The organism is Paraburkholderia sp. SUR17 (assembly GCF_029536165.1).
GTDB classification, from domain to species: Bacteria; Pseudomonadota; Gammaproteobacteria; order Burkholderiales; family Burkholderiaceae; genus Paraburkholderia; species Paraburkholderia kururiensis.
In genome coordinates this window covers 3,865,785-3,884,693 of the sequence record NZ_CP120508.1, presented here as the reverse complement: position 1 = coordinate 3,884,693, position 18,909 = coordinate 3,865,785, and the positions used below count along the sequence as shown (strand labels likewise).

Genomic DNA, 18,909 nt, shown 5'->3' with positions numbered 1-18,909 from the left:
GCTACATTGGAAGCGTCCAAACACATTGCAGGGGCTTTGAGATGAAAACAGCCTGGGCAACCGATACAACCGATACAACCGATACCGAGCGCTGGGACGCCATTACCCGGCGCAACGCCGAAGCCGACGGCGCCTTCTTCTATGGCGTGCGGACCACGGGCGTGTTCTGCCGTCCGTCGTGCGCCTCGCGCCTGCCGCGGCGGGAAAACGTCCAGTTCTTCGCGTCTGCCGACGCTGCACGCGCCGCCGGCTACCGCGAGTGCAAGCGCTGCCAGCCGGGCGGTCTGCCGCGCGAGCTGGAGGTCGTCAATCGCGCGTGCGCCGTGCTGGACGCCGCCGCGCACGAGCGCCTCACGCTCGCGCAATTGAGCGACGCCGTGCACTTGAGCCCGTTCCATCTTCAGCGGCTGTTCAAGCGGGTGGTGGGCGTGTCGCCGCGGCAATATCAGGCCGCGCGCCGCGCCGCCGCGTTGCGCGACGCGCTCCAGCGGGGTACCGGCGTGACGCGGGCGAGCGTGGATGCAGGCTTCGGCTCACCGTCGCGGCTGTACGACAGCGCCGGCGCCGAACTCGGCATGACGCCGTCCGTGTACCGGCGCAAGGGCGCCGGGCTCGTCGTGCGCTACGCGAGCGCGCCGACAGCACTCGGTTACGTGCTCGTTGCCGCCACGGACAAAGGCATTTGCCGGATCGCGTTCGGCGACGAGCCGGCCGCGCTTGCCGACGAGCTACGCGCCGAGTTCTCGAACGCCAGGCTGGCCGAAGACGCGGCGCGCATCGCGCCTTTCATCGCCCGGGTCGAAGCGTACCTGGGCGGCGAGCAGGAGAGTGTCGAGCTGCCCCTCGACATCGCCGCTACCGCGTTTCAGCAACGCGTCTGGGACGCCCTCCAGCGCATTCCGTACGGCGAAACACGCAGCTACTCGCAGATTGCCGAGGTTGTGGGCGCGCCTCGCGCGGTGCGCGCGGTGGCAAGCGCGTGCGCGTCGAATCCGGTGGCGCTGGCCATCCCGTGTCATCGCGTGGTGCAAAAGGGTGGCGCGCTCGCGGGTTACCGGTGGGGATTGCAGCGCAAAGCCGCATTGCTCGCCGCCGAGGCCTCGCACGGCGCCGCGCAGCCGGCCACGGCAGCGGGCAGGGGGAACGGCGATCCGGCGAGCAAGTCGGTGGCAAAAGCGGGCGGCAATCCAGTCACCGAGCCTGCTTCCTGGGATCACGCCGCTTGAGCGCCGCCATCCCGTCCACGACGTCGGCTACCTCCGCTGAAACGGGAAAAGCCACACTGGAGCTGCCGTTCAAGGCGCCGTATGACTGGCCGCGCTTACTGCGCTTCTTCGCCGGCCGCGCGACGCTGGGTGTCGAAGCAGTCGAAGACGGCGCGTACCGCCGCGCCATCGAATGGCACGGCGCCGAAGGCACGCTCACCGTGCGCCAACACCCCCGCAAACGCCGCGTCGTCGCGACGATCGAAGGCGCGGCGAGCCGTCACGCAGACGCGCTCGCCGCGCCCATCGCCCGCATGTTCGACCTGCATGCGAACCCGGCGCAGATCCACGCACACCTTGGCGCCGACGCCTGGCTCGCGCCGCTCGTCGATGCCGCGCCCGGCCTGCGCGTGCCGGGCGCGTGGTCGGGCTTCGAACTCGTGGTGCGCGCCATCGTCGGCCAGCAGGTGAGCGTAAAAGCCGCAACGACGATCATCGGACGGCTCGTGCAGCGCGCCGGTTGCCGCATCCACGATCATCCCCACGAAAGCACGGCATGGCGCTTTCCGACGCCCACCGCGCTCGCCGCCGCCAACCTCGACAAGATCGGCATGCCCGGCAAGCGCGTCGCCGCGTTGCAGGGTTTCGCGCGGGCGGTGGCATCGGGCGACGTGCCCATCGACGATACGGCGGTCGCCACGCGCGACGCCGCCGCCTTGCGCGCGGCGCTGCTCGCGTTGCCCGGCATTGGTCCGTGGACCGTGGAGTACGTCGCCATGCGGGCCTGGCGCGACCCCGACGCATGGCCCGCCACGGACCTCGTGCTGATGCAGTCGATTGCCGCACGCGACCCGTCGCTCGCGCGCGCCACGCAGCAGCGCGCGCGCACCGACGCGTGGCGGCCGTGGCGCGCCTACGCGGCCCTTCATCTGTGGAACGAGGTGGCAGACCGGGCGGGCGCGGCGCGCGGCGGTTGAAGGCCAAGGCGCGTGTGTGCAAGCGCGGCAGTTACAGATGAAGCGCTACTGGCATCTATCGCACGGGGTCGCACGGAATCGCACGAAACGCGAACCGGCCTGTAAAACAAGGCAAAAACCGCGGCAAAGGTAAGGGCAACAAGCGAGGTCGGACCGCTCCCGCACGGCCGCCAGAGCATGCAACACACGGCGCCGACCGTGCCCGAGGGCACGTCAAGCAGGGCGCGTGGCGAGATGTTAAAGTGCCCGCTACCGAAAAATTTACCGCCCGCCGCAGCCTCGCAATCACGACGCGAACCGCGCACGGACGGTACCTGCCTGACCCGACTCAATGCCAGACACGACCTCCATCCGCACGAACGACGTTCTCTCGCAGCGCCTCTCCGTGCTGAGTGCCGGGCCGCAGCGCAGCGCGCTCACGCGCGGCTTGCGCGGCATCGAAAAAGAGAGCCTGCGCGTCACGCACGACGGCCGGCTCGCCATGACGCCGCACCCGGCGGCGCTCGGCTCGGCGCTCACGCATCCGTCGCTCACCACGGACTACTCGGAAGCGCTGCTCGAACTCATCACGCCCACCGAACACGACGCGGCCGACACGCTCGCGCGCCTCGACGAACTGCATCGCTTCGTGTACGCCTCGATTGGCGACGAGATTCTGTGGAACAGCTCGATGCCGGGCCTCTTGCCCGATACCGACGACGGCATTCCCATCGCGCGTTACGGCAGCTCGAACATCGGCAGGCTCAAGTACGTGTATCGCGTGGGCCTCGCGTTGCGCTACGGGCGCACGATGCAATGCATCGCCGGCATCCACTACAACTATTCGCTGAACGAAGAAGTGTGGCGCCTGCTGCATGCGCATCATCAATCCACGGCTACAGCGGTCGATTACCAGTCCGAGCGCTACTTCGCGCTGATCCGCAACTTCCGCCGCACGAGCTGGCTGCTCATGTATCTGTTCGGCGCGTCGCCGGCGCTGGATGCGCGCTTCCTGCGCGGCCGTCCGCATACGCTGGAAACGTTCGACGCCCACACGCTCTATCGTCCCTACGCGACGAGCCTGCGCATGAGCGATCTCGGTTACTCGAACACCACGGGGCAAGCCGCGCTGCATGCCGATTACGACACGCTGCAAGGCTACCTGGATGCACTCACCGAAGCGGTGAGCCAACCGTATCCGCCGTACGAAGCCATCGGCACGCATCGCGACGGCGAGTGGATTCAGATCAACACGAACGTGCTGCAGATCGAAAACGAGTTCTACTCAACGATCCGTCCGAAGCGCATTACGTATCCCGGCGAGCGTCCCCTTCACGCGCTTGCCTCTCGCGGCGTGCAGTACGTCGAAGTGCGCTGCATGGACATCGATCCGTTCGAGCCTGTCGGCATTGCACTTTCCACGGCGCGTTTTCTGGACGCGTACCTGCTTGCGTGCGTGCTGGACGACAGCGCGCCGTTGCCGCCCGAAGCCTATGCCGAGGCGAACCGCAACTTCGGGCGCGTAACGATGGAAGGGCGCAAGCCTGGGCTCGAACTCACCCGCGACGGCAAGACGGTTTCCATGCAGGACTGGGCAGCCGAATTGCTCTCGAAGATCGACCTCGCCGCAGCCGCGCTCGACGCGGCAGCCGGCACCGACGAACACGCGCGCGCCGTAGCCATGCAGCGCGCGAAACTCGCCGACGCGTCGCTCACGCCATCGGCGCGCGTCTTGCACGCCATGCGTGAGCAGCAACAAGGCTTCCTGCAATTCAGCCTCGCGCAAAGCGAGCAGCACGCGGCGTTCTTCCGTGAAAGGCCGCTCGATGCCGCCGCGACCGCGCAATTCGAGGCGCTGGCGGCGCAGTCCATCGAGGAACAGGCAAAGATGGAGCGCGAGGAAGCAGGCTCGTTCGATGCTTTCGTCGCCGCTTATCGCGCGTACACGCTGAACCGCTTCAGCGTCTAGCGGGGCGCCGCACAGCATGCCGCCATGTGCTTCGCGGCATCCATCGTGCGGCGAAGCGCGTATCCACCGCTTCGCATGAAACGCACGCGCCTTCGCGCAGTCCAACTTTCAAGAACACGAGCGCCACTCGGCTGACCCTGGTTGGCCTTGCCTGGCCTCAATCGGCACCAGCCGCGAACCCGCGCCAGCGCGGCTCGCCGTTCCGCTCAGGGAGGGCATGAACGCAATGAAACGAATCTTTCCGGCCTTGCTGTGCGTTGCCGCAGCCGCATGCACCACGCGCGGCGAGGTCAAGCCTGAAGTGATGCAGATCGCCACCACGCCGCTCACATGCACGAGCAAGTCGCAATGCGATGCCTGGTGGCAACGGGCCCAGACCTGGGTGAAGGACCACTCGAAATACGAGTTGCAGACAGTCAACGACTCGCTGATCCAGACCGCTGGGCCCGATGGCGGCCGTCGCGCGCTTGCATTCGAGATCACGAAAACGCCGAACCCCGATGGCAGCATGACGATCGGCTTCGCCGCGCATTGCGACAGTTCGCTCGGCTGCAAGCCCGACCCATGGAACGCAGGCGCCGACTTCAAAGCCTACGTGCGCGGCAGCGGACCGGGGGGCATGCCCGCCACGCCACCTGCGCCTGCGGCCACGCAGAAGCCCGGCGCGTTGCCCGATCAACCGGCCGCGGCACCAGCGGCATCGTCAGACAGTTCTCCGCTCTCGCAATAGAGGCGGACGGCCTCGGGCCTCAGTGAGCGCGCCCGATCAAGCGCTTCATTCAACGCTCCAGGCCGCGCGCCCCATCAATGTCCCATGGACGCGGCCGCGCCCTTCTTCGGCCGCGTAATCCACACCAGCCCCGCCAGCACCAGAAAGGCGACGCACGAGATCCGGAAGAAATCGTTGGTCGCCATCATGTAGCCCTGCTGCGTGATGATCTGGTCAATCTGTGCATTCGCACTCTGGCCCGCAACGCCCAGACTCGCGAGTGCGTTGCTGAAGGAACTCGTGGTCTGCGAATAGACGCTCACCGATTCGGTCAACACTGCGTGGTGGCGAATCGCGTCGTTTTCCCAGTACGTATTGCTGATCGCCGTGCCGATCGCGCCGGAAAGCGTGCGCAGGAAGTTCGATAGGCCCGAGGCGCTTGCGAGCCGCTCATCGGGCACGCTCGAAAGCGTGATCGTTGTCATCGGCACAAAGAAGCACGCCACGCCGATACCCTGCACGAGCCGCGGCAAGATCACCTTGTCGAACGGCACGTCGAGGGTAAAGCTCGCGTTCCAATACGAGACGAACGCGAACACGAGAAACGCGAAGCACGCCACCACGCGCAGGTTCAGCCGGTCCATGTTGCGTCCGATCATGGGCGAGAGCACGAGCGCGAGCAGCCCCACCGGCGCGGTGGCAAGCCCTGCGAGGCCGGACGTGTAACCCATCACCGTCTGAAGCCACAGCGGAAAGATCACCACCGAGCCGAAGAACGCCATGTAGCCGAACGAGATGATCAACGCGCCGAGCGCGAAATTGCGGTCCTTGAAGAGCGAGAGGTCGACCACCGGCTCCTTTTCGGTCATTTCCCACACGAGCATGAACGCGATTGCGACCACCGCGATGATGGCGAGCGCCACGATGAATTTCGAACTGAACCAGTCGCGGTCCTTGCCGAGGTCCAACATCATCTGCAGGCACGACACGCCGATCACCAGCAGCGCGAGACCCACGGCATCGATGCGCTGCTTCGTCGTCTTCGTCTCGCGTCCGCGCAGAAGGAAAAACGCGCAGGTCGCGGAGAAGATGCCGATGGGCATGTTGATGTAGAAGATCCAGGGCCACGTGTAGTTGTCCGTGATCCAGCCGCCCATCACGGGCCCGAAGATGGGCGCGACGATCACCGTCATCGCCCATAGCCCGAGCGCGAGACCGCGTTTCTCGGGCGGATACGAGCGCATCAGGATAGTCTGCGAGAGCGGCACCATCGGCCCCGAAACGAGACCCTGCACGAGCCGGAACGCGATCAGCGTCTCGAAGTTGGAGGCGAACCCGCACGCCGCCGAAGCGAGCGTAAAGAGCAGCACGGAGAGCGTGAAGAGGCGCACTTCGCCCACGCGGCGCGCGAGCCAACCGGTGAGCGGCACGGCGATGGCCGAAGCCACCGAGTACGACGAAATCACCCACGTGCCTTCGCTGTTCGCCACGCCGAGGTTGCCCGAAATGGTGGGCACCGCGACGTTCGCAATCGAGGTGTCGAGCACCTCCATGAAGGTGCCGAGCGCGAGCCCGACAGTCAGCAGGGCGAGTGTGCCGCCGGAGAGCGGCGCGGGTTCCGCGGGCGCGGGCAGGGCGGATGAAGCGGTTGCGTTCATGGTCCAGTCTCTCGTTGGCCCGGCAGAATCCTGTCATGTCATGAATTCAGGCCGCGTGAGCGGCGCTGCATCCATGCAACAACACTTTCTGCCCAGACAGATAAATTCCGGCAATACGGCGCGCTGAGGTGTGATCGCGCACCGCCGTTACGTCATCAATGCGAATCTTTCCCGGCGGCTGCGGGGCAGCCGCCCGTGTCCACGTCGGGCGCGTTGGCGATGAACCGCGCAAGCAGGCCCATCAGCTGTGTCACTTCTTCTTGCGAAAAGCCGCGCAGTTGCTCATTGAGCACGCGCGCGATGATGGCCGGCAGTTGCCGGGCCGCGTCCTCGCCGGGTGCCGTGAGCGCCAGCTCCACGACGCGCCGGTCCGTACTGCTCCGGCTGCGCACGATGAAGCCCTTCTTCTCCAGCCTGTCCAGCATGCGCGTCATCGACCCGCTGTCGTACGAAAGCTCGCGCGACAGGTCATACGGCGTATTCGCGCGGCGCCACAGCAGCAGCAGCATCACGCCGATCTGCGAGGCGGTCAGCCCAAGCGGCTCGAGCGCGCGGTCCATCCGCTGCCCAAGAACGTTGCGGGCCTTGGACAGGTAGTAACCGAGACTCGACTCGAGGTTGATGTCAGCCGGGTCGTAAGGGCCATCGCTCATCGACAAAGTTCCGCAGAGAACAACACGTCACCTGATTTGGCGCAGAGTATGTTGCAAATTAATTGCATAGTCAATATTATTGAAGGCAATCAATTACGCGCACCCGATTGGACCGCGCGTGCAAGGATGTTCGCCATGCCGTACCTGAAAAACGCTCTCGGCGGCCTTGGCCGCTCTCTCACCGACATCGCGCTGGAGTCGCTCCAGAAGCCGGTGCGCTGGTGGAAGATCGCGTTGTACGCGGCGATGTTCGTGTTGCCGGGCGGCTCGCTGGCGGTGTTGTTCTTTGCCTGGGCCGAACGACGGCGGCAGCGCGAGGCGCGCCGCGGCGAGCCATGCCCCGCCGGTGCCGGCAAAACGCCCGCCTGCCGTGCGGCCACGCCCCATGCGCGGCGGTCGGCGGGCCGTAACGACGAGTAATCGTCGGACCAGCGCCGGTAACACATCCTTCACCTTCCCCGCATTAACCTTGCGGTTTCGCGCCGGTCTGCGCGCTGCGCTACCATTGCCCGATCGAATGCAGCAACGGCCGGAACGTGCCGGCCTCGCCGAACATGGGCGCGGCGGGTACGCCAGTGCCGCATTCGGCAAGCCCGGCCGGCGCCGCATGCGCGCCGCCCGCATCGACAGGAATTCATTGCATGCCGTTTCATCGAATCACGCGCGCGTCTGCCGCGGTGCCGGGTTCCGGACCGTCCAGCCGACCAGGCCAGCCGCACCTTGCCACGCTCGCGGTCATCGCCGCCGCTGCCGCGCTGCTCGCCGGCTGCGCCGTGGGCCCCGACTACCACCGTCCGGCCACGGCCGTTCCCGCCACCTACAAGGAAACGCCCGACGGCTGGAAAGTGGCGCAGCCCGCCGACCAGCACGACCGCGGCGACTGGTGGGCCATCTACAACGACGCGCAGCTGAACGCGCTGGAAGACAAGCTCAACCGCAACAACCAGTCGATCGCCCAGTTCGCGGCCGCGTATCGTCAGGCGCGGGCACTCGTCGGCGAGGCGCGCGCGTCGTATTTCCCCGTGATCACCGCGTCGGGCAGCGCGAGCCGTTCGCGCTCGCCACTGAGTTCCAGCAGCTCGTCCAGTTCGTTTTCTAGCGGCCGCTCGGGCGTCATCAGCAACAGCTACAGCGCCTCGCTCGACGCAAGCTGGGAGCCCGACCTCTGGGGCAAGGTAAGCCGTACCGTGGGCGCCCAGGAGGCGAGCCAGCAAAGCGCCGCTGCGGACCTCGCAAACGCGCGTCTCTCGGCCCAGGCCACGCTCGCGCAGACCTACTTCTCGCTGCGCTCGCTGGATGCCCAGCAGAAGCTGCTCGACGACACCGTCGCCGCCTTCCAGCGTTCCCTGCAACTGACGCAGAACCAGTACGCCCAAGGCGTGGCCGGCCGCGCCGACGTGATCCAGGCGCAAACGCAGTTGCAGTCGGCTCAGGCATCGGCCATCGACAACGGCGTGGCGCGCGCCCAGGACGAGCACGCCATCGCCGTGCTGTTGGGCGAACCGGCCTCTACGTTCTCGATTCCGCCCGCGCCGCTCGACGCCGTGCCGCCGCAGGTGCCCGTGCAGATGCCGTCGGCGCTGCTGGAACGTCGGCCGGACATAGCGTCGGCCGAGCGCAAGGCCGCCGCCGCGAACGAGGAGATCGGCGTGGCCATTGCCGCGTATTTCCCGTCGCTCACGCTGTCGGCAAGCGGCGGCTTCGAAAGCTCGGTGTTTTCGAAGCTGCTTTCCATGCCGTCGCGCTTCTGGACGCTCGGGCCGTCGCTGGCCGGCACGATCTTCGACGCGGGCCTGCGCCGCGCGCAGACGGAGGCCGCCCGCGCCGCCTACGACCAGCAGGCCGCTGCGTACCGCCAGGCGGTGCTCGCCGCGTTCCAGGACGTGGAAGACAACCTCGCGTCGCAGCGCATCCTCGCGCAGGAAATCGTCGTGCAGCAGCAGGCGGTGGAATCGGCGAAGCACGCGCTCGACATCATCACGAACGAGTACAAGGCGGGCACCGTGGCGTACTTGAACGTGCTCACGGCGCAGACCACCGCGTTCACGGCCGAGCAGAAGCTCGCGAGCCTTGCGGGGCAGCGGATGGTGTCGTCGGTAGGACTCGTGAAGGCGCTGGGCGGCGGCTGGGACGTCGCGCAGATGGATCGCGAAACGGGCGACGTGATGGCGCCCGCGGCCGCGCCGGCTTCGACGCCGGCCGCGGCGGGGCAACAATCGCCGGGTGCCGCGCCAGCCGGCGCCGGGTCGAGCCAAACGCAGGGTCAAGCGCAGGGTCAGGCGCCGAGCCAAGCGCCGGACCAAACCCCAGCGAGCTGAAAAAAAACCGTCAGCGGAAGAACACCAGCGCGACCGTTCCCGGCCCCGTGGGCCGCCCCAGCAGATTCAGCAAACCTGCCAGGTTGTCGCGCTGGTCGGGCGTCGCGCTCGCGGTGCCCTGAAACGAGGTTGACGCCGGTGACACCACGCCGTGGCCCGCGAGCATGAGCGGACCCTTCAAGGTGGAAAGATCGAGCGTCGACGAAACGCCCTGCGCCTGAAACACCACCTGGTACGTCCCCAGCGGCTTCACGAGCGACACGCGCGAGCTCATGTCGTCGAGCGTGATGGTGAGACGGCCGAACGCTTCGTTGCCGAAGGTGCGCCAGTCGGTCCAGGCGAGCCGCACGTCGCCTTGCAGATCGAGCGTATTGAACGGCGCGCCCAGGCCGCTCAGCAGCGAAGCCGGCACCGTCATCGCGCCCGCCGAAAGCACGGCGCCACGCGTGGTGGCATCCACGGTGACCGGGTCCGGCATCGCTTCGCTCTGGCGCATGCGCATCTGCACGCGCCCCGTGAAAAGCGCCCAGAATGCCGTCTGCCATTCGATGCGGCCCGGCAGCACCGTAGCGCCGGTCTCGTCGGGACCGGCCGCGAGCATCAGCGAGGCCGAGCCGTGCCACAACGAACCGGCCGGTTCCACCAGGTTCACGTGCCCGTGCGTGGCCTTCGCGAACTGCGGCGCAATCCACGCGGCCGGCAACATGGCGAGCAGCACGACGCTGCTCGAAAGCACGGCCACCACGAGCCACGGCAGCGCGGCGCGCACATGGCGCATCCAGAAGCTCATGCGAAATCCTGTGCGTCGGCCATCAATGGACGGATGGCGGCTGTAGCGACGCAGTCAGGTCCACCTGGCCGTCGGCCTTGAGCGCCGTCACGTGCGCCTCGGAAACCTGCACCTTGAACTGCTTGCGGGCGTCGTCGAGCCAGGCCACCCACGCCGGGAACGGTGCGTTCTTCATCTGCACCTGCACTGCGTTGCCGATCACCTGCACCTGCGCGGGCGGCAAGCCGTGATCGTTGAGCGAGGCGGACAAGGCGTCGCGCAGCGCGATGCCGGTGGGCGCCACGCCCTGCGCCGCAGCCGAGAGCGTGCGCGCCTCGTTGGCCTGCGCCGTCATTTGCGCGAGCTGGCGCTGCATGGCGGGCAGCGTCTCGCGCAGCTGCGCGCGGCCATCCTGGGCCGGCGACCACAGCACCGACCAGCCGATCACCACGGCCAGCACCGCGCCGCCCCACGTGATGAGCTGCTTTTCGCGCGCCGTGCGCACTTCCCAGAAACGGGCCCAGGCTTCTGCGAGTGCCGTCTTCATGATCCGCTCCTGATGGTCCACTTGCCCGTGTTGCTATCGATGGCGCCCGAGAGTCCGTTGCGTTCCAGCCGTTTGCCGAAGTCGGGGTCCACCTTGACCTCGGGCTTGAAGGTCACGTCGAGCCGACGGTCGTGGTAATCGAGCGCCGCAATGCCGTTGACGGGCACCGGCCCCAGCGAACGCGCGAGCCCATCGGAGAGCGAAAGAAAGTCCGCGGGCGACAGCTCGCCCGCCGCCACACGCAGCTGCTGGAGCTGGCGCGACATCTGGTCGGGCGCGTCGAGCACGACCGTCGTCTTCGGGAACGCGTTGAGCAGCGTTTCGGTCATCTGCGCGCTGAGCGTGTCGCGCTGGCGCGCCATCATGAGCCACTGCACGTTGGCGCCGATGATCGCCGCCACGAGCGATGCCGCCACGAGCGCGAGCGGCAGCCGCAGGCGGCGTAGCGTCGCGCGGTCGAGCCGCCACGGCTGCACCATGAACTCGAACTGGCACAGGTCGAAGCGACTTTCCGGCGCACGGCGCGCGAGCGCTTCGAACGTGAGCGGTCGCGCGTTGGGCACGGGCGGCATCGCTGCCGACGAAGCCAGTTGCGGTTCGCCCGGCAGGTCCGTCAACGTGTAGACGGTGAGCGGCGCGCCGGCCGCGAGGGCGTCGAGGGTCGCCGCCGCGCTGGACGCCGGCACGGCGAGGCCTTCGCCCTGCGCGCCACGCGCCACGGCGAGCTCCACGCGCGGCGCGGCGGCCGTGGTGGTGCCCGCGATGGTTCCCGTGATAGTGGCTGTTTCGGCGTCCGTCGCATCGGTGAAAAGGGCGGGCGAAACCTGTGCGACCTTGCCGAGCAGCGCGGCCACCACCGGCGTGGCAGCAATCGTATCGAGCGCGGTTTCTTCGGCAAGCGCCGTGTCGGCGCCGCTCGCGCCTACGTCGCTGCGCCCCGCCTGCGCCGTCTTGCCCGGCTCAGCGGCTTCACCCGCAACCGGCGCGCCGGGCGCCACTGCTTCGCCCGCGGCCGGCAGGCACCGCGTCACCGGCACCGCGTGCAGGTTGCGATGTCCGGCAGACGTGAAGGCGTCGACGAAAAAGCGGAACCACGCGCGGTCGATCACGGCCACGATCTGCCGGCCGTCCGGCAGCGGCTGCGGGTCGAGTGCGAGGTGGCAATGCTGGGGGTCCTGGATCAGGTGGTCCTCCACCACGTTGGGGAGCGCCTGGCGCAGGCGCGGCCCCTTGAGCGGCGGCACGACGGCGGGAATCATCAGCACGTCGCGCGCGGCAATCATCAGCACCGTTTGCGTGGCGCGCGGCAACAGCGCAAGCGCTGAGCGGCCCGCGCGCTGCGTGCGCCCCGCCTTGTCGACGAGCAGGAAAGGCAGCTCCGGCAGTTGCCATTCCTGCGAGGGCACGGCCGGATCTCGTGGCGGCATCAGGACAATCAGCGTGCTCAAAGGCCTCTCCCGGCGATATTCACAGTTGGTCTCGTATCCAGACAATGCGCGTCGTGTGCGTGAGCGGATCGCGCCAGATCAGCGTGGTGCGGTCCAGCTCGGCGCGCTGGTGCTGCACGCGGCCATGTACCAGAAAATAACTCGTGTTCACGTCGAACTGGTTGGGGTCCACGGCCGTCTGCTCCACGCCCGCACCGCGCAGCGCAAGCTGCACGTCCCCGACATTATGGAAAAACACCGTCTGCCGGCGCGCCACGAACGCCTGCGCGCTCGACAGGTTCATGCCCGGCACCACGGCCGCAATCACCTCGGCGGGCGCCGTGTTCATGTTCACGGCCGTCGAGGTGGGCAGCACGGTCACGAACGGACGCAGCCGCTCGACGGTGTCGCGCGTGAAGCCGGGTACGTCGAGCAGCGAATCGACGCTCGTCATCAGCAGCGGCGCGACGGCGCTGTTGTCGTTGCTGTCCTCGAGGCCCGGGTTGCTGGTGAAATTGGTGCCACCGGTGGCGCCGCCCGCGGCCAGATTCTGAAGCTGCTGCGTGGACGATTGTCCCGTGGTACTGCCAGGCGCCGTCTGCGTCTGGAAGCGCGTGGCCGAGTGCGCGAGACCCGCACGCATCTGTAGCGCCACGGCCTTCGCCAACTGCCCGTTGAGGCCGAGTATCTGGAGCAGCCGCTGGAACGACTGGATCTCCTGGACATCGAGTTGCAGCGCGCCGGGCGTCGCCGTCGAAACGAGATCGCGCAGATTGAAGCGCGCCTGCGCGTCTTCGATCGACCCCGACAGATACGTGGACGCGCCCTGCTGCGCGCCGGCATCGCCGATCTGGCCGAGAAAGTCCGACAGCCGCGTCTTCGCAATGGGCACGCCCCAGACGCCGCCCAGGTACGTCACGCCCGCGGACGTGTCGGCTTCGGAGCGCAATATCAGCCGTGTCCAGTCCGTCGCGCCGCGCGCCACCCACTGCGCCTGTGCGAGCAGACGCTGGTTTTCGATGCGACGCACCTGCACCTGCTGCCGCCACAACATGCCGGAGACCAGAATGGCCGAGAGCGCGACGACAAGCAGCGCGCTGATGATTGCGGCCCCGCGCTGGCGGCGGGCATGAAGACGACGACGAGAGTGGAGCGCACGCATCGTCACTCTCCCACCAGAAACACGCGCGTCACAGGCCGCTGCAGCGACGCCGCGCCGATGCTCACCTCAAGCCCCGTCACGGAGCGCGGCAGCGGCGCGTTGCCGAGCTGCGGCACCTTGAGGTTGTTGTCGTTCTCGGTGATCGCGCTTTGCACGTCTTTCATCTGGGTCGTCCAGCCCACCTTCGGCACAAACAGCCGCGCGTTGATGGCGCCCACGCTGCCCATCAGCGGCACGGCGCTCCACTCGTCGGTTTCGCTGCCGCGTAGCGCGCGCCGCAGTTCACCCACGTTGGCGAGCGGCGGCGACGCGTAGCGAATCACGCGACCGTTGGCGATGCGATAGCGCACCACCTGCAGCCGCGGCGCGTTGCCCTGGGGCACCGCGAAGCTGCGCACGATCTGCAGCGCGCCGCCGCTCACGGAGACCGCTGCTTCGCCCGTTTCGTCGTCCGAAGCAGCGCGCCGGGCGTCGATGCGCATCTGGTCGAACAGCTGCGCGAATACGCGCTCGTCTTCCATCGAACTCGTCACGATCTGACGGCCGCGGATAATCTGATCCAGCCCGCGCCACGACAACACCGCGATGACCGCAAGAATGGCGATGGCGACCAGCAACTCGATGAGCGTGAAGCCGCGCGAGGTATGTCGCGCGGTACGTCGTGAACTACACCGCGAAGCGCGGCGCGAAACACGCGGGCCGGCGTGCGCCGCTGATGCCGTGTCGCGGCACTCGCGGCGGCCGGCGGGATCACAAGGGCCGGCTGGTTTCATTCGCGACCACCGTCACCATTTGCGCAAGATTGCCGTCGTGCCCGGGCATCGTCACCGACACTTCCACGCGCCGGAACACCGGGTTCGGCGTAGCGCTCACGCGTTCCGTGCAAAGCAGTTGCAGGTTGCCCTGCGAGCAGTCGAAGCTCTGCTCGCCAACCTCGGGCCACGCGTGCGTGAGATACAACTGGGCGAGCGCGTTGTCCGCACTCCAGCCCGCCAGCAGGCGCCGATGCAGGTCGGCTTCACCGGCCGCGAGACTGCCCACGGCGCGCAGCGATGCCGCCAGCGCCACCGCAATGATGGCCAGCGCGACCAGCACTTCGATCATCGTGAACCCGCGCGCAGAACGGACGCGAAGGGCAGGGCGCAGCGCGCCATCCACTTCGCCACGGGTGCAGCGGCAAACCGGAGCGGCCATCTCAATGCACCTCGTAGCGGCCGTTGCCCGTGCCGACAATCGTTGCATTGCCTGCTGCGGAAAAGAGCGTGACGCGCACCGGCACATCGACGCTTTCGGTGCCGAATACGATGCGGTCCGCGCCCGTATCCGAACCCGGGTAATCGATCGAAACGCCCGTCACGCCGCCTTCCCAATGGCGCGGGCCGAGCAGGTCGTCGTCGCGCAGCGGGCGCCAGCCGTCGTCGGTGTGCACGTCGAAGCGAAAGCCGTTGTCGAGCGGCTGCCACGCGATGGGACGCGCACGCACCTGAGCCTCGTCGCCCGCCGTTTCGAACAGCAACGCGAGCCGCTGCGCTTCTTCGTTCAGATCCGTGCGCGGATTGCGCGTGAGCGAAAGCGACGCAAGCGACACCAGCAAGCCTGCGATCACCAGCACCACGAGCATTTCGAGCAGCGTGAAGCCACGTTCATGCTGCGCGCACGGCAAACCTTCTCTCATCGCTCTTTCGCTGTCTCGCTATTGCCACGAGCCTACGTCGGCGTCGTTGCCTTCGCCGCCGGCCTTGCCGTCGGCGCCGTAGCTGAACACGTCGATCTCGCCGTGCACGCCGGGGTTTAGATACTGATAGGCGTTGCCCCACGGGTCGTTAGGCAGACGTTCCAGGTACCCGCCGTCTTTCCAGTTGTTCGGCACGGGATCCACGGACGGCTTTTCGACCAGCGCGCGCAGGCCTTGCTCCTGGGTCGGATAGCGGCCGTTGTCGAGCCGGTAGAGCTTCATCGCCTGCATGATGGTGCCGATGTCCTGACGCGCCGCCACGCGCCGCGCCTCGTCGGGGCGGCTCATGATTTTCGGCACGATCAGCGCGGCGAGAATGCCGAGAATCGCGATCACGACCATGATTTCGATCAGCGTGAACCCGCGTTGGCGGCGAGCGCGCAGTGCTTCGATTTCGGCACGGCCTTTGGTCCACATTTGCATGACTTCCTACCTCGTTTGCGAAAAATTTTGAGTTCACCAATTCGGGCCGGCACGCGTGATACGCTGCGCATCACGAGCCGTACGGCGCCCGGCCGGTCATTGTAATGGCGAGGGGCGGCAAGCTTTCAGATGCTTTTCCGACGAGCCTCAAACCTTCCAATACTTCGTACAATGCGCGCCATGAACACCCTGCAAATCCGCATCCTGTCGCTCGCGCTTTTCGCCGTGTTCTGCGCGACGCTGACCTACTGGATCGTCACCCTCACCGCGCGTTCGGCGCCCGTGCCGGCCGCCGCCGTGCATGCGCCCGTTTCCGTCGATCAGGCCGCTACCCTCTTCGGCGGCCAGCTCACGCGCAGCGTGAACCAGGACGTGCGCCTCTTCGGCATTCTTGCGCTCAAGCAGGGCGCAGCGGCCATCGTCAGCGTGGGCGGCGAGCCGCCGAAGGCCGTCTCGCTGGGCGGCCCGCTCACCGAAGGCGCAAAGCTTGCCGAAGTGCGCGCGCGCTCCATCGTGATCGACCGCAACGGCGTGCATTCCGAAGTCTTCCTGCCGGCCAACGCCGCCGGTCCCACCATCTACGTGCGCTAGCCGCGCGGTTACACCCTCACTGCACGAGGTTGTTGAGTTCGATGATCGGCAGCATCACCGCCAGCACGATCACGAGCACCACACCGCCCATCGCCAGAATCAGCAGCGGCTCAAGCAGGCTCGTGAGAAACATCGTGCGCCGCTCCAGTTCGCGCGACTCGCCTTCGGCCGCGCGGTCCAGCATGGTGGTTACGTCGCCGGTCGCTTCGCCCGAACGGATCAGATGGACCAGCACGGGCGGAAACGTCTTCGTGTTGCCAAGCGCGCGTGAAAGCGACGTGCCTTCGCGCACGCGCACAATCGCATCTTCGATGTTGCCGCGCATCGCGCGATTGCTGAGCGTCTCGCCGGCCGCCTGCAACGCACGGAGAATCGGCACGCCCGCCGCCGAGAGAATGCCCAGCGTGCTCGCAAAGCGCACCGTGTTGTAGCCACGCACGAGCTTGCCCGCGAGCGGCGCGGTGAGCAGCCACCGGTCGAACGAGAGCCGCGGCCCCGGCTGCGCAAGAATGGAGCGCACCAGGTACACGAGCACCACGATGCCGATCAGCAACGCCCACCACCAGTGCCGCACGAAGCCGGAGAGCGCCATCATCACCACGGTCAGGATGGGCAGTTGCTGCTTCGTGCTCGCAAACACGTTCACCACCTGCGGCACCACATAGCTGAGCAGGAACGTGACGATGCCGAACGCGATGATCGTGACGATGGCCGGATACGTGAACGCCAGCACGATCTTCTGCTTGAGCGCGTTGCGTTGCTCGATGTAGTCGGCAAGCCGGGACAGCACGAGGCCGAGTTTGCCGGTGTGCTCGCCCGCTGCGACGAGCGCGCGGTAGATGTCCGGAAAGTCGCGCGGATGCTGCGCCAGCGCATTGGCGAGCGAGTGGCCGCCCAGCACCTCGGCGCGAATCGCGGCCATCAACTCGCGGATGTAGTCGCGCTCCGACTGGTCGGTAAGCACCGCAAGCGCCTCATCGAGCGGCAGGCCGGCCACGAGCAGGCTCGCCAGTTGCCGCGTCAGGATGGCCTGCTCGCGCTGCGACAGCCGGCGGCCAATCGCGAGGCGCTGCTGGCGCTCGCCGCGCGTGCGGCTCGCCGCGGGTTCGACGACGAGCGGCGTGAGGCCTTGCGTGCGCAGCTGCGTGCGGGCGCTGCGCGCGCTGTCCGCGTCGAGCACGCCCTTCTGCGCCTTGCCTGCCGCGTCGATCGCTTCAAAACGGAATGCCGGCATGACGCGTCAGGCTCCACCTGTCACGCGAATCACTTCTTCGAGCGACGTCATGCCCGCCGCCACCCAACGCTCGCCGTCCTCGCGCAGCGTGCGCATGCCCTGCGCGCGACCTGCGGCGAGAATCTCGGCGTCTGCCGCGTTGCGGTGGATGAGCGAGCGGATGGTGTCGTCCACGAGCAGCAGTTCGTACACGCCGCGCCGGCCCGCGTAGCCCGACTGTCCGCACTTCTCGCAGCCCACGGGATGCCAGTGCACATGGCCGTCTTCGCTGCGCTCCTGTTTGCACACCGGGCATAGCTGACGCACCAGCCGCTGCGCCAGCACGCCGAGCAACGACGACGCGAGCAAATACGGCTCCACGCCCATGTCCGTGAGACGCGTAACGGCCGAGGCCGCATCGTTCGTGTGCAGCGTCGCGAGCACGAGGTGGCCCGTGAGCGATGCCTGCACCGCGATCTGCGCGGTCTCCAGGTCGCGGATTTCACCGATCATGATGATGTCCGGGTCCTGCCGCAGAATCGAGCGCAGCGCCCGGCCGAACGTCATGCCGATACGCTCGTTCACCTGCGTCTGGCCGATGCCGCCGAGGTCGTATTCGATCGGGTCTTCCACCGTCATGATGTTGGTGGTGGCCGTCTCGAGCCGCGACATCGAGGCGTAAAGCGTCGTCGTCTTGCCCGAACCGGTCGGGCCCGTGACCAGCACGATGCCGTGCGGTCGCGAGATCAGCCGGTCGAATTTCGCGAGCGTGTCCTGCGCCATGCCGAGCGCTTCGAGATTCAGGCGCTGCGCGTCTTTTTCCAGCAGACGCAGCACGGCACGTTCGCCGTGGCCCGTGGGCAGCGTCGAGACGCGCACGTCGACAGGTCGGCCACCCACGCGCAGCGTGATGCGACCGTCCTGCGGCAGACGTTTTTCCGCGATATCCAGCTGCGCCATGATCTTGATGCGCGAAATCAGCGCGCCGTGCAGCGCCTTCTTGGGACGCACCACATCGCGCAGCGTGCCGTCCACGCGAAACCGCACCACAGACGCGTTTTCGAACGGCTCGATGTGAATGTCCGACGCCTGCTCGCGCGCGGCCTGCGTGAGCAGCGCGTTGATCATGCGGATGATCGGCGCGTCGTCTTCGGACTCCAGCAGGTCTTCCACTTCGGGAATGTCCTGCATGAGACGCGAGAGATCCACTTCGCCTTCCACTTCGCCCACCACCTGGGCGGCGCTGCCGTCCTGGCGCGCATAGGCCTGGTTGATGGCCTGGGCGAGTTCGTCGGCGGGCAAACGCACGATGGAAAGCGCCCCGAAGTTGCGTGCGATCTCGGCGAGCGCAGCGTCGTTCGTGCGTTCGCTGATCCAGACTTCGAGCGCATCGGCGTGTTGATGCGCAACGAGAATCTGGCCGTTTCGGGCAAAGCCATAGGGCACGAGCCGCGCAGCCAGTGCCGAGGGCGGCTCGCGATCAGCGGCGCCTGTCGAGGAAACGACCGACGACGCCGCGGGCGGCAGCCCCGGACGTGCGCCGCTCGAAACGCCGCCCGCCGATGCCGGTGTGT

The 18,909-nt window shown here is 67.3% G+C and carries 19 protein-coding genes; 7 read left to right on the top strand and 12 right to left on the bottom strand.

All coding sequences use genetic code 11. From position 1 onward, the window contains the following. Nucleotides 1-41 precede the first annotated feature (41 nt). From ada to P2869_RS17370, 4 genes are all read left to right on the top strand, one after another. The gene (gene ada, locus P2869_RS17385; RefSeq protein ID WP_277597087.1) at nt 42-1,226 is read left to right on the top strand and encodes a bifunctional DNA-binding transcriptional regulator/O6-methylguanine-DNA methyltransferase Ada; all 1,185 of its coding nucleotides are present in this window, start codon (nt 42-44) and stop codon (nt 1,224-1,226) included. 8 nt (nt 1,227-1,234) lie between these two features. Then, complete coding sequence (locus P2869_RS17380) at nt 1,235-2,182, top strand: AlkA N-terminal domain-containing protein (protein ID WP_277598169.1); 948 nt, start codon at nt 1,235-1,237, stop codon at nt 2,180-2,182. Nucleotides 2,183-2,513: 331 nt separating this feature from the next. Then, the gene (gshA, locus tag P2869_RS17375; RefSeq protein ID WP_277597086.1) at nt 2,514-4,130 is read left to right on the top strand and encodes a glutamate--cysteine ligase; all 1,617 of its coding nucleotides are present in this window, start codon (nt 2,514-2,516) and stop codon (nt 4,128-4,130) included. A 226-nt stretch (nt 4,131-4,356) separates the two neighbouring features. Then, nucleotides 4,357-4,860, top strand: coding sequence for a hypothetical protein (locus P2869_RS17370; RefSeq protein WP_277597085.1), 504 nt, complete (start codon nt 4,357-4,359; stop codon nt 4,858-4,860). Between the two features lie 74 nt (nt 4,861-4,934). Here the strand turns inward: P2869_RS17370 and P2869_RS17365 are convergent, their stop codons facing one another. Together P2869_RS17365 and P2869_RS17360 are read right to left on the bottom strand one after the other, a co-directional pair. Continuing rightward, nucleotides 4,935-6,497 carry a DHA2 family efflux MFS transporter permease subunit gene (locus tag P2869_RS17365; RefSeq protein WP_277597084.1) on the bottom strand — a complete coding sequence of 521 codons (1,563 nt, stop codon included), beginning with the start codon at nt 6,495-6,497 and terminating at the stop codon, nt 4,935-4,937. A gap of 155 nt (nt 6,498-6,652) precedes the next feature. After that, the gene (locus tag P2869_RS17360) at nt 6,653-7,150 is read right to left on the bottom strand and encodes a MarR family transcriptional regulator (protein WP_277597083.1); all 498 of its coding nucleotides are present in this window, start codon (nt 7,148-7,150) and stop codon (nt 6,653-6,655) included. A gap of 135 nt (nt 7,151-7,285) precedes the next feature. Between P2869_RS17360 and P2869_RS17355 the strand changes: the two genes are divergently transcribed. Further along, the gene (locus P2869_RS17355; RefSeq protein WP_017772294.1) at nt 7,286-7,570 is read left to right on the top strand and encodes a hypothetical protein; all 285 of its coding nucleotides are present in this window, start codon (nt 7,286-7,288) and stop codon (nt 7,568-7,570) included. A gap of 221 nt (nt 7,571-7,791) precedes the next feature. Continuing rightward, nucleotides 7,792-9,468, top strand: a complete 1,677-nt coding sequence (locus P2869_RS17350) for an efflux transporter outer membrane subunit (RefSeq protein WP_277597082.1) — start codon at nt 7,792-7,794, stop codon at nt 9,466-9,468. A 10-nt stretch (nt 9,469-9,478) separates the two neighbouring features. Here P2869_RS17350 and P2869_RS17345 read toward each other — a convergent pair whose 3' ends face one another. The 8 genes from P2869_RS17345 to gspG form a co-directional block, all read right to left on the bottom strand. Next, complete coding sequence (locus P2869_RS17345; RefSeq protein WP_277597081.1) at nt 9,479-10,258, bottom strand: type II secretion system protein N; 780 nt, start codon at nt 10,256-10,258, stop codon at nt 9,479-9,481. Between the two features lie 22 nt (nt 10,259-10,280). Beyond that, nucleotides 10,281-10,784, bottom strand: a complete 504-nt coding sequence (locus P2869_RS17340; RefSeq protein ID WP_017772291.1) for a type II secretion system protein M — start codon at nt 10,782-10,784, stop codon at nt 10,281-10,283. Further along, a complete protein-coding gene (gspL, locus tag P2869_RS17335; protein ID WP_277597080.1) occupies nt 10,781-12,232 on the bottom strand; it encodes a type II secretion system protein GspL in 1,452 nt (483 codons plus the stop codon). The genes P2869_RS17340 and gspL overlap by 4 nt, the downstream gene beginning before the upstream one ends. A 19-nt stretch (nt 12,233-12,251) precedes the next feature. Continuing rightward, on the bottom strand, nt 12,252-13,373 hold the full coding sequence (gene gspK / locus P2869_RS17330; RefSeq protein WP_277597079.1) for a type II secretion system minor pseudopilin GspK: 1,122 nt from the start codon (nt 13,371-13,373) through the stop codon (nt 12,252-12,254). Between the two features lie 2 nt (nt 13,374-13,375). Next, entirely contained in the window at nt 13,376-13,996 is a 621-nt protein-coding gene (locus P2869_RS17325) for a hypothetical protein (RefSeq protein WP_346833748.1), read from the bottom strand. Between the two features lie 127 nt (nt 13,997-14,123). Then, nucleotides 14,124-14,567, bottom strand: a complete 444-nt coding sequence (gspI, locus tag P2869_RS17320; RefSeq protein ID WP_277597077.1) for a type II secretion system minor pseudopilin GspI — start codon at nt 14,565-14,567, stop codon at nt 14,124-14,126. A 1-nt stretch (nt 14,568) separates the two neighbouring features. After that, the gene (locus P2869_RS17315) at nt 14,569-15,048 is read right to left on the bottom strand and encodes a GspH/FimT family pseudopilin (RefSeq protein WP_026120945.1); all 480 of its coding nucleotides are present in this window, start codon (nt 15,046-15,048) and stop codon (nt 14,569-14,571) included. Between the two features lie 18 nt (nt 15,049-15,066). Continuing rightward, nucleotides 15,067-15,531 carry a type II secretion system major pseudopilin GspG gene (gene gspG, locus P2869_RS17310; RefSeq protein WP_017772284.1) on the bottom strand — a complete coding sequence of 155 codons (465 nt, stop codon included), beginning with the start codon at nt 15,529-15,531 and terminating at the stop codon, nt 15,067-15,069. 180 nt (nt 15,532-15,711) lie between these two features. On the opposite strand from gspG, the gene P2869_RS17305 reads away from it, so the two are divergent. Next, nucleotides 15,712-16,122 (top strand): general secretion pathway protein GspC, encoded by a 411-nt coding sequence (locus P2869_RS17305; protein WP_026120944.1) that lies wholly within the window; start codon nt 15,712-15,714, stop codon nt 16,120-16,122. Nucleotides 16,123-16,138: 16 nt separating this feature from the next. Here the strand turns inward: P2869_RS17305 and gspF are convergent, their stop codons facing one another. Both gspF and gspE read right to left on the bottom strand, forming a co-directional pair. Next, nucleotides 16,139-17,356, bottom strand: coding sequence for a type II secretion system inner membrane protein GspF (gspF, locus tag P2869_RS17300; protein ID WP_126878962.1), 1,218 nt, complete (start codon nt 17,354-17,356; stop codon nt 16,139-16,141). 6 nt (nt 17,357-17,362) lie between these two features. Next, nucleotides 17,363-18,862: a type II secretion system ATPase GspE gene (gene gspE / locus P2869_RS17295; protein WP_277598168.1), complete on the bottom strand. Its 1,500-nt coding sequence runs from the start codon at nt 18,860-18,862 to the stop codon at nt 17,363-17,365. Between the last annotated feature and the right edge of the window lie 47 nt (nt 18,863-18,909).

Excerpts from the sequence above, each read along its gene's own strand:
- ada (WP_277597087.1), top strand. The coding sequence starts at position 42 with ATGAAAACAGCCTGGGCAACCGATACAACCGATACAACCGATACCGAG.
- gshA (WP_277597086.1), top strand. The coding sequence starts at position 2,514 with ATGCCAGACACGACCTCCATCCGCACGAACGACGTTCTCTCGCAGCGC.
- P2869_RS17370 (WP_277597085.1), top strand. The coding sequence starts at position 4,357 with ATGAAACGAATCTTTCCGGCCTTGCTGTGCGTTGCCGCAGCCGCATGC.
- P2869_RS17365 (WP_277597084.1), bottom strand. The coding sequence starts at position 6,497 with ATGAACGCAACCGCTTCATCCGCCCTGCCCGCGCCCGCGGAACCCGCG.
- P2869_RS17360 (WP_277597083.1), bottom strand. The coding sequence starts at position 7,150 with ATGAGCGATGGCCCTTACGACCCGGCTGACATCAACCTCGAGTCGAGT.
- P2869_RS17355 (WP_017772294.1), top strand. The coding sequence starts at position 7,286 with ATGCCGTACCTGAAAAACGCTCTCGGCGGCCTTGGCCGCTCTCTCACC.
- P2869_RS17350 (WP_277597082.1), top strand. The coding sequence starts at position 7,792 with ATGCCGTTTCATCGAATCACGCGCGCGTCTGCCGCGGTGCCGGGTTCC.
- P2869_RS17345 (WP_277597081.1), bottom strand. The coding sequence starts at position 10,258 with ATGAGCTTCTGGATGCGCCATGTGCGCGCCGCGCTGCCGTGGCTCGTG.
- P2869_RS17340 (WP_017772291.1), bottom strand. The coding sequence starts at position 10,784 with ATGAAGACGGCACTCGCAGAAGCCTGGGCCCGTTTCTGGGAAGTGCGC.
- gspK (WP_277597079.1), bottom strand. The coding sequence starts at position 13,373 with ATGCGTGCGCTCCACTCTCGTCGTCGTCTTCATGCCCGCCGCCAGCGC.
- gspI (WP_277597077.1), bottom strand. The coding sequence starts at position 14,567 with ATGGCCGCTCCGGTTTGCCGCTGCACCCGTGGCGAAGTGGATGGCGCG.
- P2869_RS17315 (WP_026120945.1), bottom strand. The coding sequence starts at position 15,048 with ATGAGAGAAGGTTTGCCGTGCGCGCAGCATGAACGTGGCTTCACGCTG.
- gspG (WP_017772284.1), bottom strand. The coding sequence starts at position 15,531 with ATGCAAATGTGGACCAAAGGCCGTGCCGAAATCGAAGCACTGCGCGCT.
- P2869_RS17305 (WP_026120944.1), top strand. The coding sequence starts at position 15,712 with ATGAACACCCTGCAAATCCGCATCCTGTCGCTCGCGCTTTTCGCCGTG.
- gspF (WP_126878962.1), bottom strand. The coding sequence starts at position 17,356 with ATGCCGGCATTCCGTTTTGAAGCGATCGACGCGGCAGGCAAGGCGCAG.